The organism is Paenibacillus sp. FSL E2-0201 (assembly GCF_037963325.1).
Lineage (GTDB): Bacteria > Bacillota > Bacilli > Paenibacillales > Paenibacillaceae > Paenibacillus_AQ.
This window is the reverse complement of the sequence record NZ_CP150154.1, coordinates 4,459,182-4,471,726: the sequence shown is the minus strand read 5'-3', so window position 1 is coordinate 4,471,726 and position 12,545 is coordinate 4,459,182. Positions and strand designations below refer to the sequence as shown.

The following is a 12,545-nucleotide window of genomic DNA, read 5'->3' as shown; positions in this document are numbered from 1 at the left end:
GGGCGGTATAAGAGAATACCGCTCTTCATTGAGACGAGGTACAGAAATTTTAATTGGATTCAAACAGAATAGTACTTAAATTAGGAGGTAAATTATGAAATCGGATAAAATATCAGAAGCCGTTGTTCGCAGACTTCCTGTATACTTACGTTTCTTGAATGATCTCCAGAAACGTGAAATATTAACCGTTTCCTCGCAAGAATTAGGACAAAAACTTGATCTGAATCCCGCTCAAATCCGTAAAGATTTAGCGTATTTTGGAGACTTCGGTAGAAAAGGTATCGGGTATGACGTAACTTATCTTATTGAGAAAATCCGTCATATTTTGAAGCTGGACCAACAGCTGAATGTGGCATTAGTAGGTGCCGGTAACCTTGGACATGCATTATCTAATTATAATGCTTATCTGAAGGATACTATGAAGATTACCGCTATATTTGACTCTTATGCACCTAAGGTAGGGCGGAAAATCAACTCTCTTACGGTTCAACCCATGGAGGAGCTAGGTCAGACAGTTCGTGAGCAAGGCATTCGAATTGGGATTATTACAGTACCTGACTCAGAAGCGCAGAATGTAGCAGATATTCTTATTGAATCTGGCATTGAGGCGATTTTGAATTTTGCACCAGTGATTCTAAAAACACCACCGAATATCCGGGTTCATGCAGCCGATTTTACAACGGATTTGCAAAGCCTTGCTTATTATTTGAAAGACGGAAAGGAAGAAAGCGGAAATGAAGAGTAGTAAAACGATTATCAAAGGCGGGCGTTTTCTTATTCCGGGAACGGATGAGCCTGTTCTTAGTGGATATATGACTATTGAAGATGATTTGATCACTTACATAGGAAAAGAAGAGCCTCTGATGGAAGAAGGTGTGCAAGTTGTTGATGGCAGTCGTCTGTTGTTTATGCCTGGTCTGGTAAACACACACGGCCATGCTGCAATGTCATTGCTTCGTGGTTATGGAGATGATTTGGCGCTTCAAGTGTGGCTTCAGGAAAAAATGTGGCCGATGGAAGAGAAGTTCACCGGAGAAGATGTATACTGGGGAACCTCCTTGTCTGTTCTGGAAATGCTGAAAGGTGGCACTACAACCTTCCTGGATATGTATGATCATATGGATCGAGTAGCTGAGGTGGTCGAATTATCAGGCATCCGTTCCGTATTGATGAGAGGCGTAATCGGTCTTTGTCCAGAGGAAGTACAGAATCACAAGCTTGCGGAAGCGATTTCTTTTGCACGGAACTGGCATGGAAAGGCTGACGGTAGAATTACAACGATGATCTCGCCACACGCTCCATATACTTGCCCACCGGATTTCTTTGTTAAGTTTGTACAGGCGGCGCATGATTTGGATTTACCGATGCATACACATATGTCCGAAACGAATCGCGAAGTGGAGCAGAATGTAGTGGATTACGGCCTGCGGCCTGTAGCGCATTTAGAGAAGCTTGGAATGTTCACACGTCCGTCTATTGTTGCTCATGGCGTTCATTTGAATGATGAAGAGATCGAGATTCTGGCTCGTCATAATGTAGGTGTATCTCATAACCCGGGAAGTAATCTAAAACTGGCTAGTGGAGTTGCTCGTGTTACGGATCTTCTAAAGGCCGGTGTGAAGGTGTCGCTGGGTACAGATGGCGCGGCAAGTAATAATAACTTGGATATGTTTGAAGAGATGCGTCTTGCAGCACTTATCCATAAAGGTGTAAGTGGTGATCCTACGGCTGTACCGGCTCCGGAAGCTCTGAGTATGGCTACAGAGTATGGCGCGAAGTCTATCTTTTTAAATGATGTGGGCAGGCTCGCTGTAGGCATGAAAGCTGACTTTATCGCGATTGATATAGACCAGCCGCATTTACTACCGCACACAGATTTGCTGTCTCATGCTGTATACTCTGCCAGTGCCAAGGATGTTGAGCATGTATGGGTGAATGGTAAACAGGTTGTAAAACATGGACAATGTGTAACGTTAGATGAGGAAGCTATCCGTCGTAAGGCGCAAGAATCCTTTGAGGGGCTGCTCAAGCGCTAGTCTAAGATGATAAGAATTAACTGTAAGGCTGTGACTTTCTGCGTTTGCAAAAGTTACGGCCTTTTCTGTAAATATAAGAATTTATATGAATGAATATGAAACTTTGGATAAACACACGGGTGTGTTATATAATCAAAAAAGATATATTACTAGAAAGGGAGCTGCACCTTGAAGAAAAGGAAAAAATGGATCCTCCTGGGGTCAGTTCTGATTCTGCTCCTTCTGTTTGGACTTATCCAGTTCTATGCCTATATTATGAAAGATCAATGGAACGAGCGAGATATTGCTAAGGATATCGCCAAAACCAGCGCTGGTCTGACAGAGGTAACTAAAGCACAGAAATCCGTGTGGGATGAAAATGCAGTGTACTGGGTCTTAACAGGGAAGAATCAATCCGGGACCGAGTTGATGGTATGGGTACGCTTTACTGTAGACGGGAAGTTTGCAGAAGGCAACGACGCAGTATATGCTGAGGAACTGAGTAAAGGGACCTCTGAAGCGAAAATACGCAGCATAATTAAAGCTGATCTTCCGGACATTAGTATCGAGCGGTTGTTGCCGGGGGTATATAACGGAGAGTATGCATGGCAGCTTTTTTATAAACAAAGCGGTCGTTATTATTATCAATTTTATCGGTTCTCAGATGGAGCTCGAATGGGTGAAGGATATAGTTTACCCAGCCGCTAAAATAAACAAAAGTACTATACTAGAAACAAGCGGACCATTTATGGTTCGCTTGTTTTCGTTAATATGATGGATTATTTTGATATACTCGTAATGTACTATTTGTGATATACTAAGTAGGTAGTTTTTATATATTCTATTTAAAAACACATGTGGAAATAAGCCTGTTAATGACAAGTAACGGCTCTTTTTTTTCGTTGAAATAAATCAATATATTTAATGAATTGGAAAAAAATAAAAAATAAAATTTTAAATATATTCACACTTTTTTTCATTTTTATATATACACATGTGATATACTACTGTTTGTAATTAGAACAGTATTAAGAGAACGTTAGGCTCTGATGAGCGCTTAACAGCTTTGATTTATTGATCATTCTGTTTACATTTTGTCATCTTTGAGAGGAGGACGTTTCTTGAAATTACGTCTTGTACCTGTACTGATAACGTCTCTACTGTCGGCTACTCTATTGTTCGGAGGATTCTTTTTATATCGTCAGTTTGCTTTACAGGAACCGCTCCAAAAGATTGTATCCGGTTATGAGGGAGTAAACAATTCACATATTAGTATTAACCGCGATGAGGTCACTTTGAAACTTGATTTGCAGCCGGGCACGAATTTACGTGATCTAGTATCGTATGTATCCAAAGAAGGAAAATCAGTGATTGAAGGACGTAAACTTAAACTCGATGTGGATCAAAATTCAAGTGAATTATTGGATGATTACTGGGATAAAGCGATGTTCTCTGTAGCTGAAGCGATGGAGAGCCGTAAATATACTCTTATACCTACTGAACTTGATAGATTAAAAGAGCAACATTCAGAATATAAAAATGTGATAGCATCTACTGAAATCGACGACAACAATGTGTATGTTAGTTTAAGTAATGGAAAAGAAAGTAAATTCATTATTTTGCCGCGAAAACCTGCGACCTTGGGGGTATGGAATAATGCCTAAGTATCTTAAAGAAATTTTACTCGGATTTATTCCTGTACTGTTTATTTTCATGGCTTTTTTAGGTATTAATATATTCCCAATTGTTATAGCAGCTGGAATGCTTACTGCACTGCTTATAATTGCTCATTTGCGCGGCGGGCTTACGGTGAACGCTGGTGCTGGGAAAAAACGCAAGAAGGAAGGACCTTCAAAGCTAACTTTTGAAGAAATTGGCGGGCAAGACAATGCGAAGCAAGAGCTTCGTGAAGCACTCGATTTTTTGATCCGTCATGAGGAAATCAGCAAATTTGGGATTCGTCCTTTAAAAGGGATTCTGCTCACTGGTCCTCCAGGAACAGGTAAGACCCTTATGGCCAGAGCGGCTGCACATTATACAAATTCTGTATTCGTAGCTGCATCAGGTAGTGAATTTGTTGAAATGTATGTGGGTGTCGGGGCCGGCCGGATTCGTGATTTGTTCAAGGATGCCCGTAGCCGCGCTGTTAAGGAGAACAAGCAGAGTGCCATTATTTTCATTGATGAAATTGACGTAATTGGCGGTAAACGTGAAGGCGGGCAGCAGCGTGAATATGACCAGACCTTGAATCAGCTGTTGACTGAGATGGACGGTATTTATAATAACGAAACACCGCGTATTCTGCTGGTCGCTGCAACAAACCGGAAAGAAATGCTTGATTCGGCATTGCTACGTCCTGGACGGTTCGACCGTCATATTCAAGTGGACATGCCTGACAAGAAGGGCCGTAAATCGATTCTCGAATTGCATGCGAAGAATAAACCTATTCATCCAGAAGTAAGCCTCGACAAAATTGCTGAAGAAGCCTATGGCTTCTCCGGTGCTCAGCTGGAAAGTGTCATGAATGAGGCTGCGATTTATATGATGCGTGAGGACTTGACGGAAGTTGAGCAACGGCATCTGTCGATGGCGATTGACAAGGTAATGATGGGTGAAAAAACGGATCGAGAAACCAATCACGAAGAGAAAAAGAGGGTCGCTATTCATGAATTGGGACATGCCATCATGGCAGAGCTCCTTCGTCCAGGAAGCGTTAGTCAGGTTACACTGACTCCGCGTGGGCAAGCCCTTGGATATGTACGGCACAATCCTCAGCAAGAGCAGTATTTGTACACCAAAGATTATTTGGAAGATCAGATTATGATTGCACTTGGTGGAGCGGCGGCTGAAGAAATGTATTATGGCGGACGAAGCACAGGTTCACGCGCTGATTTCGATCAGGCGCTGAATATTGTGGAAACGATGATGAAGTCAGGATTAACTTCGCTGGGGATTGCTAAACTGGAAATGGTTACCACTGAAGAGCTTATGAAGGAAAATAGTAAGATATTGGATGAACTGATGACGCGCACTCGTGAGCACCTTGAAAAGCAACGAAATGTATTTGATTACTCTCTTGACATTTTAATGAAGGAAGAAGTACTCTCTGGAGAGCAATTTCGATGTCAATTTCGTGACAGCGTCCTTTTACCAGCATAAATTTTTATGCTGGTTATTTTTTTTTACTTTTCAGGCATGCTAAGATATCATTATATGTCGGGCTTTATAAATTTTTGCGACAGACAAGGTACAATACAAAAGTATAGATACCTGAAAGGATGGAGACTTTTTTATGAATTTCAAAAAAATAGGTGTCATCGGCGGTGGCACAATGGGACAAGGTATTGCTGAAATGTTAGCAGCCAAAGGCCTGGATGTATTGCTGGTGGAGAAAACCGCAGAAAAACTGGACTACTCTTACGAAATGATCGAGACAAGTCTAGATAAGCAATTGGAGAAATGGGCGATCACTCAAGCAGAAAAGAAGCTGATTCTTAGCCGCATTCAAAAAGTGACACATTTCGCAGAGCTCAGCTCTTGTGATATGGTCATCGAAACCATTGTTGAGGATTTGGAAGAAAAGAAAAAGATTCTAAATCAATTGGATCAAGTATGTCCAAATCACATTATTCTTGCCAGCAATACGTCAACACTTAGCTTGACTGAACTTGCAAGTTCTACAATGTATCCGGAACGCGTGATCGGAATGCATTTCATATATCCTGTTGCTAAAGTGGATCTTGTTGAAATCGTACGCGGTCTGAAAACTTCAGATGCTACTTTTGAAGACACAAAATCCTTTGTTGATGAGATTGTTGAGAAAAAAGGTGTAATGATTTATGAATCCCCAGGATTTGTAACATCACGCCTCATTTGCTTGTTTATCAATGAAGCTATGCATGTGTTGCAAGAGGGCGTTGCCTCCGCACAGGATATTGACGATGCTATGCGTATCGGTTATCAATTCCAATATGGACCGCTTGAAATGGCTGACAGATTCGGCTTGGATTCGGTTCTTGCTGCGCTTGAAAATATGTTCCGTGAATACGGTGAATTGAAATACCGCCCTTCTACAATTCTCAAGAAGATGGTACGTGCAGGACAACTGGGTATGAAATCAGGAGAAGGCTTCTTCAAGTACGACAAGGATGGTGACCGTGTATGAATATTCTAGTTATTAACTCAGGTAGTTCTTCTTTGAAATATCAGCTCTATAACATGAATGATGAATCGGTTTTGGCTAAAGGTTTGGTTGAACGTATTGGAATGGACTCCTCTATTCTGAATCATAAACCGACTGGCAAAGCGGAAGTGACAGAAGTAAGCGAAATCCTGGAACATAATACTGCGATTCGTAAAGTCCTTGCTTGTCTTACAGACAAGGAGCATGGTGTAATTGAATCCATTAAAGAAATTGATGCTGTAGGTCATCGCGTAGTGCATGGTGGTGAATTCTTCAAAGCCTCCGCACTTGTGGATGCTGACGCAAAAACGAAAATTCGTCAATTGTTTGACCTTGCACCACTGCATAACCCAGCAGCGATGATGGGGATTACGGCTTCTGAAGTAAATATGCCGGGTGTACCGCAGGTCGTTGTATTCGATACTGCCTTCCACCAAACGATGCCTGAGAAAGCTTATATGTACGCTATTCCTAGAGTACTGTACAATAAATATAAAGTTCGTCGTTACGGCGCACACGGTACATCACATGACTTCGTAAGCAAGGCTGCTGCGGAGTACTTGGAGCGTCCGCTGGAAGATCTGAAGATCATTACTTGTCATATCGGTAACGGCGGTAGTGTAACTGCAGTTCAGGGCGGAGTGTCCGTGGATACTTCGATGGGTATGACACCTCTGGAAGGTTTGATGATGGGTACACGCAGTGGTGACCTTGACCCAGCAATTGTTCCTTACGTAATGAACAAGGAAGAATTGTCTGTAGGTGAAGTGAACTCCATGTTGAATAAACATAGTGGTCTCTTAGCAATTTCGGGCGTAAGCAGTGACATGCGTGATATTATTGAGGGTATGGAAAAAGGTGAGCCTAATTCCACGCTAGCTTTTGAAATGTATGAGTACCGCTTGCGCAAGTATATCGGTTCATATACGGCTGCCATGAACGGTGTAGATGCGATCGTATTTACTGCCGGTGTTGGTGAAAATGCTTCATTGCTTCGTGAGAAACTGCTAAATAACCTTACTTTCCTGGGTATTGAGTTGGATGCTGAAGCTAACAAAGTTCGTTCAGGCGATCCACGTCGTATCTCTACGGTAGATTCCAAGGTACAAGTGCTAGTAGTTCCGACAAACGAAGAACTTGTCATTGCACGCGATACACACCGTATTGTGCAAGGAATTAACGGCTAAATTAGAGGAGAGATTGAAGGCATGGCTAACAAGAGTGTAATCAAGAACGTGAATGAACATGTTGGAGAGAGCGTTGTTATCGGTTGTTGGGTAAACAACAAGCGCTCCAGTGGTAAAATTCAGTTCCTGCAGCTTCGCGATGGTACAGGTTATATTCAGGGAGTTGTAGTGAAATCAGAAGTACCTGAAGAGGTATGGGATGCTGCTAAGAGCCTCACGCAGGAGAGCTCTTTGTATGTGACCGGAATTATTCGCGAGGAGCCTCGCAGTCAGTCCGGGTTTGAAATGACTGTAACTGGAATTGAAGTCCTGCATCTTACAGAAAATTATCCTATTACTCCGAAAGAGCATGGCGTAGATTTCTTGATGGATCACCGTCATCTTTGGCTTCGTGCCTCGAAGCAGCGTGCTGTTCTGGTTATTCGTGCGGAAATTATTCGCGCAATCCAACAGTTCTTTAACGAGAGTGGATTTACAAAGGTAGATCCTCCGATTCTGACACCAACGTCGGCAGAGGGAACTACTAACTTGTTCCACACGAAGTACTTCGATGAGGATGCCTATCTGACTCAAAGCGGACAGTTGTACATGGAAGCTGCTGCAATGGCACTGGGCCGTGTATATTCCTTTGGACCAACTTTCCGTGCAGAGAAATCCAAGACTCGTCGCCACTTAATCGAGTTCTGGATGATCGAGCCAGAAATGGCCTTTACAGATCACGAAGAAAGCTTGAAGGTACAAGAAGAGTTTATTAGCTTCGTTGTGCAATCCGTATTGAAGAATTGCCGTGCGGAGTTGGAAGCAGTAGGTCGCGATATTTCCAAACTGGAGAATATCAAAGCGCCATTCCCAAGGATTACTTATGACGATGCAATCAAGTTCTTAAACGATAAAGGCTTTGAAGATATTGCTTGGGGTGATGATTTCGGTGCACCTCATGAAACAGCAATCGCAGAAGCATACGATAAACCAGTATTTATTACTCACTACCCTGCTTCTTTCAAAGCGTTCTACATGAAGCCGGATCCAAATCGTCCAGAAGTCGTGCTGTGTGCGGACATGATCGCTCCAGAAGGCTACGGAGAGATTATTGGTGGCTCACAGCGGATCGACGATCCTGCTCTGCTTGAAGAGCGTTACAAAGAGCATAATCTTTCGATGGACTCTTACAAGTGGTACATGGATCTGCGTACTTACGGATCTGTACCTCACTCTGGTTTTGGACTTGGACTTGAGCGTACTGTAGCTTGGATCTGTGGTCTTGATCATGTACGTGAGACTATTCCATTCCCACGTACACTGTACCGTCTCTACCCATAAGTTCTTATATTTGAAGGGGGACGTTCATGGACGGCAAAGGATGGAGTACCTGGGGCGAAGGCGTCTCCTTCGGTCTGGAGAACGGAATGGCCGTCATACCTTATGCATTACTGAAGTATTACCGGAAGCTGAATTTAAGCGGAAGTGAGGCCATGCTGCTGATCCATCTGCTTTCTTTCAGGCAGGTGGAAGGGATTGACTTCCCTTCGCTTGAGGAGCTTCAGGTCGTAACAGGCCGTAGCATATCTGTTCTAGCAGGAGAATTGCAGAAGCTTATGAAGGAAGGTTTCATTAGTATCGATGGAGACAACGATGAACTAAGAGACATCCATTATGAACGCTACAACTTCTCAGGGTTATACGGAAAGCTTGGTGCTTATCTAGCGACAGTTGTGCAAGAGCATGAGCAAGATAAGCACGCAGGGGGCTATGCAACCTCGGCACCACGGGCTGCTTCAGGGGGTGGATTCGGCGGAAAACCCCCCTCATCTCCTTCTCAACTTGGAGCTGAAGAGGAAAGCCGAAATCTGTTCAGTATTTTCGAAAAGGAATTCGGACGTCCGCTATCTCCAATGGAATGTGAGACGATATCTAGTTGGGTGGATCAAGACCGGTATCCCGAGGAGCTGATTCTGTTAGCACTGAAGGAATCTGTATTTGCAGGAAAGGTTCATTTCCGTTATATTGATCGAATATTGCTGGAATGGGCCCGCAACCGGGTCAAGAACGCTCAGGATGTTAAGAACTATACGCAAAAATTCCGCAATGGCGGAAGATAGCTTGCTCAGGAGAGAACCGCATTGCTTTAGCCCATCGCTAAAGTCAGTGCGGTTTTTTTAATATTTTTATAAAAAAATGCAGGGGTAGTTGTAATCGATGGCGTCTATTGCTGTGGGAAGGAGGGGAGAGTCATTGAAGAAGAGGTATTAATTCGGCAGATTTGCCAAGGTGACGAAGATGCGTTCCGCCAATTTGTAAATACATACAGTCAGCAAATTTACAAAATTACTTATTCTGTATTACGCGATGCCAAGATGGCGGAAGATGCTGCTCAGGAAGCTTTTTTACAAATGTACAAATCTCTCCCTGACTACCGTTTTCAAGGCTTGAAATCATGGATTACACGGATCGCCTTAAATAAGGCAATCGATGCTAAGCGTAAGCGTGATCGACTTAGGGAACTGCCTGTTGACTATGAGCTTGTACTAAGCCAGACCGCTTCCAACGAGGAGGATGTGTTGTCAGGTGTTGTACGCCGTGATCGGATGGATCGGCTGCTCAGTGAAATTAATAGCCTGCCAGAAACTCATCGTGAAATTATGGTGGCTTATTATCTGGAACATAAAAAATATGATCAGATTGCTGCAGAGCAGGGAATTTCACTGAAGACAGTAGAATCCAGATTATATAGGGCGAGACAATGGATTCGAAACCATTGGAAGGAGGACGAATGGCTATGATGAAGCGTGGAGAAGATCCAAACCAACGTGAACAAGCAAAAGCGTATGTTGAAGGTCACATGGAAGAAACGATCAGAGAAGATTGGGAACGATTGCTGTTGGAAGATGAAGAAACGTTTACTTCTTATATGGAAATGCTGGATGAGCTACAGGAGGATCTGCCTTCATTGGAGAATTCGTCTGTTTTTACAGAGAGAGTTATGGCTGATTGGGCAAAAATGACCGAATCTTCAGCAGCATTGGAACAAGTGACGGTTGAAGAAGGGGGACGGCGATATCGCTGGTATGAAAAGACAATCTTTCATTATGCGGTTGCCGCATCACTTACACTGTTGATTATGTCATCAGGTATGTTTGATAAGCTGCACACAGGTCAAATGGAGCTAATGATCCCTAAAAAAGATAATTCCCTATCATTTAGCGAGCAAGTCATACAGGCAACTAGCGGATGGTTGGATCAGCTAATGGGCAGCAGAAAGTGATGAGAGGAGAAATGAAACATGCAACAGCAGCGTAGTAAATTAAAAGCTTTTTTTCTTAATTTGATTCCTGGAGCAGGTCATTATTATATGGGAAAACGTCCACAGGGAATTGTTTATCTTCTGTTAAGCTTTGGCATCTTATTTATGTCATTCTTATTAGCTGTGGCTGAAGGCGCTGAGGAGATTCTAATCATGGGTATTTTGGGGTTTTTACTCATTGGGATGGTCTCGATGGTGCATCTGGTAGTAAAAATGCTGCAGATGCCTGCTCCGGTAATGGCTCCAGATGGATCGAATTTTGATTATTCTTCAATGCCCGTTAAGACAGACGATAATGAGCGTGTACATGTAATTTTATTATCGTTCATTCCAGGATTAGGTCATTTTCATATGGGGTTGATGCAGCGAGGATTGTCTTTCCTCATATCTTTCTTCGGTTTCATGACCGTGATGTTATTCCTGGCAGGGATTACGTCAAGTGATGTTTTCCTTCTCCTGTTTGGCGTATTACCAGTGATTTGGTTATATTGTATGTTTGATGCGGTTCAGTTAATCCATCGCAAGCAAGCTGGAGAAGAAATGGTAGATCGTACCTTATTCGAAGAGATGGAGGCTGGTCGTGAGGAGGGGCGCCGTAGCAAAGTTTTGGCTACACTGCTTTCTGCTTTTCCGGGTGCCGGACAAATGTATCTAGGGCTGCAAAAAAGAGGATTACAGCTCATGTTACTATTCCTCGGGAGTATTTATGTCATGGACCTACTGCGTTTAACGCTGCTATTCTTCCTCATTCCAGTCATTTGGTTTTACAGTTTATTCGATGGTTTACAGCTTGTCAGCCGACATGGACGTGAGCCTTTACGGGATAAGCCAGTCATAGAAGGATTTTTAAATCATCAAGGATGGCTTGGAGCTGCTCTGATGTGTCTAGGGCTGTATTACATTGTAGTGAATGTCGCAGTTCCCGCACTTGATATCAGATTTCCTGAATGGCGTTTGGAGTATAGAGTCAATGAATATTTCAGGACCATTATTGTATCCGTGCTATTGATTGGCGGTGGTTTGAAACTGATGGCGGGAAGTAAAAATAATAAAGGAAGAAAAGGGACGGGTGGTCACTCTTGAATAATCCGATAGAAATACAGCAGGGAGTCATTGTTCCAAATGAGCGTCCAGTCACGGAAGATAAAACAAGGCGGTGGCGTGTAGGAACGTTGTCGATGGGACTGAGTCTTTTATTTCTGGGAGCACTAATTATGGTTTCGCAGTGGAGAGGCGCGGAGGTGTTCGAGACGACGTTAGCTTGGTGGCCGATTATTTTTATATTATTAGGCTTAGAAATTGTAATATACACTTTATGGTTTCGTGGAAAAGGAAAAATGTATTATGACGTGCTAAGTGTTCTGTTCGTTGGTTTTATAGCAGTATGTTGTCTAGTTTTTGCAGCAATTAGTTCTTTAGGATTAACACAGGAATTTCGCCGTGCCGTTTCAGCTGTGCAAGAAAGTTACGCATTGCCAGATTGGAAAGGAGCCGTTCCAGATGGCGTTAGTACCATCATTATTCAAGCTGCCGAGCCTTATGGGATTAAAGTGGATCAAACGGGTGGAAACGAGCTAAATGTATTTGGAAGTTATTTTTCAAATAAAGGAAAGCTACAAGAAGCACAAGAGCAGCAGCTGCTTCAAACTAAGCATGTTGGGAATACGTTATACATCATTTTAGGGGAAACTCCTAGAGACCTGCTATTCGATAATTCTCGGAACACACTGGACGTGACTGTTGGGGCTCCTGCTAATGTTAAAGTGATTATTCGAGATACTTATGGAAATGTTGTGACCAGTTAATCTAAGTTTAATTTGAAAAAAGATCGCTTCCTGACCAATGTGGTCTGGGAGCGA

Annotated in this window: 13 protein-coding genes; all 13 read left to right on the top strand. The window is 42.9% G+C overall.

Annotated features, from left to right (window positions below):
• Positions 1 to 94 precede the first annotated feature (94 nt).
• The gene (locus NSU15_RS20335) at positions 95 to 745 is read left to right on the top strand and encodes a redox-sensing transcriptional repressor Rex (RefSeq protein ID WP_042129497.1); all 651 of its coding nucleotides are present in this window, start codon (positions 95 to 97) and stop codon (positions 743 to 745) included.
• Positions 735 to 2,036 carry an amidohydrolase gene (locus NSU15_RS20330; RefSeq protein WP_339287401.1) on the top strand — a complete coding sequence of 434 codons (1,302 nt, stop codon included), beginning with the start codon at positions 735 to 737 and terminating at the stop codon, positions 2,034 to 2,036. The genes NSU15_RS20335 and NSU15_RS20330 overlap by 11 nt, the downstream gene beginning before the upstream one ends.
• A gap of 168 nt (positions 2,037 to 2,204) precedes the next feature.
• Complete coding sequence (locus NSU15_RS20325) at positions 2,205 to 2,723, top strand: DUF5590 domain-containing protein (protein WP_339287400.1); 519 nt, start codon at positions 2,205 to 2,207, stop codon at positions 2,721 to 2,723.
• A gap of 413 nt (positions 2,724 to 3,136) precedes the next feature.
• Positions 3,137 to 3,679, top strand: coding sequence for a hypothetical protein (locus NSU15_RS20320; RefSeq protein WP_339287399.1), 543 nt, complete (start codon positions 3,137 to 3,139; stop codon positions 3,677 to 3,679).
• A complete protein-coding gene (locus NSU15_RS20315) occupies positions 3,672 to 5,174 on the top strand; it encodes an AAA family ATPase (RefSeq protein ID WP_339287398.1) in 1,503 nt (500 codons plus the stop codon). Before NSU15_RS20320 ends, NSU15_RS20315 begins: the two co-directional genes overlap by 8 nt.
• Before the next feature lie 133 nt (positions 5,175 to 5,307).
• The gene (locus tag NSU15_RS20310; protein WP_042129488.1) at positions 5,308 to 6,180 is read left to right on the top strand and encodes a 3-hydroxyacyl-CoA dehydrogenase NAD-binding domain-containing protein; all 873 of its coding nucleotides are present in this window, start codon (positions 5,308 to 5,310) and stop codon (positions 6,178 to 6,180) included.
• Entirely contained in the window at positions 6,177 to 7,385 is a 1,209-nt protein-coding gene (locus tag NSU15_RS20305; protein ID WP_042129486.1) for an acetate kinase, read from the top strand. The genes NSU15_RS20310 and NSU15_RS20305 overlap by 4 nt, the downstream gene beginning before the upstream one ends.
• Positions 7,386 to 7,406: 21 nt before the next feature.
• Positions 7,407 to 8,705: an asparagine--tRNA ligase gene (gene asnS, locus NSU15_RS20300; protein WP_036676308.1), complete on the top strand. Its 1,299-nt coding sequence runs from the start codon at positions 7,407 to 7,409 to the stop codon at positions 8,703 to 8,705.
• A gap of 26 nt (positions 8,706 to 8,731) precedes the next feature.
• On the top strand, positions 8,732 to 9,484 hold the full coding sequence (locus NSU15_RS20295) for a DnaD domain-containing protein (RefSeq protein WP_042129483.1): 753 nt from the start codon (positions 8,732 to 8,734) through the stop codon (positions 9,482 to 9,484).
• A 132-nt stretch (positions 9,485 to 9,616) separates the two neighbouring features.
• Positions 9,617 to 10,165: an RNA polymerase sigma factor gene (locus NSU15_RS20290; RefSeq protein WP_339291407.1), complete on the top strand. Its 549-nt coding sequence runs from the start codon at positions 9,617 to 9,619 to the stop codon at positions 10,163 to 10,165.
• Positions 10,162 to 10,647 (top strand): hypothetical protein, encoded by a 486-nt coding sequence (locus NSU15_RS20285; protein ID WP_081389880.1) that lies wholly within the window; start codon positions 10,162 to 10,164, stop codon positions 10,645 to 10,647. Before NSU15_RS20290 ends, NSU15_RS20285 begins: the two co-directional genes overlap by 4 nt.
• Positions 10,648 to 10,665: 18 nt before the next feature.
• Positions 10,666 to 11,769, top strand: a complete 1,104-nt coding sequence (locus NSU15_RS20280) for a hypothetical protein (protein WP_339287397.1) — start codon at positions 10,666 to 10,668, stop codon at positions 11,767 to 11,769.
• Positions 11,766 to 12,491, top strand: a complete 726-nt coding sequence (locus NSU15_RS20275) for a hypothetical protein (RefSeq protein ID WP_339287396.1) — start codon at positions 11,766 to 11,768, stop codon at positions 12,489 to 12,491. The genes NSU15_RS20280 and NSU15_RS20275 overlap by 4 nt, the downstream gene beginning before the upstream one ends.
• Positions 12,492 to 12,545: the final 54 nt, after the last annotated feature.

Coding starts and splice junctions, on each gene's coding strand:
- NSU15_RS20335 (WP_042129497.1), top strand. CDS start 95: ATGAAATCGGATAAAATATCAGAAGCCGTTGTTCGCAGACTTCCTGTA.
- NSU15_RS20330 (WP_339287401.1), top strand. CDS start 735: ATGAAGAGTAGTAAAACGATTATCAAAGGCGGGCGTTTTCTTATTCCG.
- NSU15_RS20315 (WP_339287398.1), top strand. CDS start 3,672: ATGCCTAAGTATCTTAAAGAAATTTTACTCGGATTTATTCCTGTACTG.
- NSU15_RS20310 (WP_042129488.1), top strand. CDS start 5,308: ATGAATTTCAAAAAAATAGGTGTCATCGGCGGTGGCACAATGGGACAA.
- NSU15_RS20305 (WP_042129486.1), top strand. CDS start 6,177: ATGAATATTCTAGTTATTAACTCAGGTAGTTCTTCTTTGAAATATCAG.
- asnS (WP_036676308.1), top strand. CDS start 7,407: ATGGCTAACAAGAGTGTAATCAAGAACGTGAATGAACATGTTGGAGAG.
- NSU15_RS20295 (WP_042129483.1), top strand. CDS start 8,732: ATGGACGGCAAAGGATGGAGTACCTGGGGCGAAGGCGTCTCCTTCGGT.
- NSU15_RS20285 (WP_081389880.1), top strand. CDS start 10,162: ATGATGAAGCGTGGAGAAGATCCAAACCAACGTGAACAAGCAAAAGCG.
- NSU15_RS20280 (WP_339287397.1), top strand. CDS start 10,666: ATGCAACAGCAGCGTAGTAAATTAAAAGCTTTTTTTCTTAATTTGATT.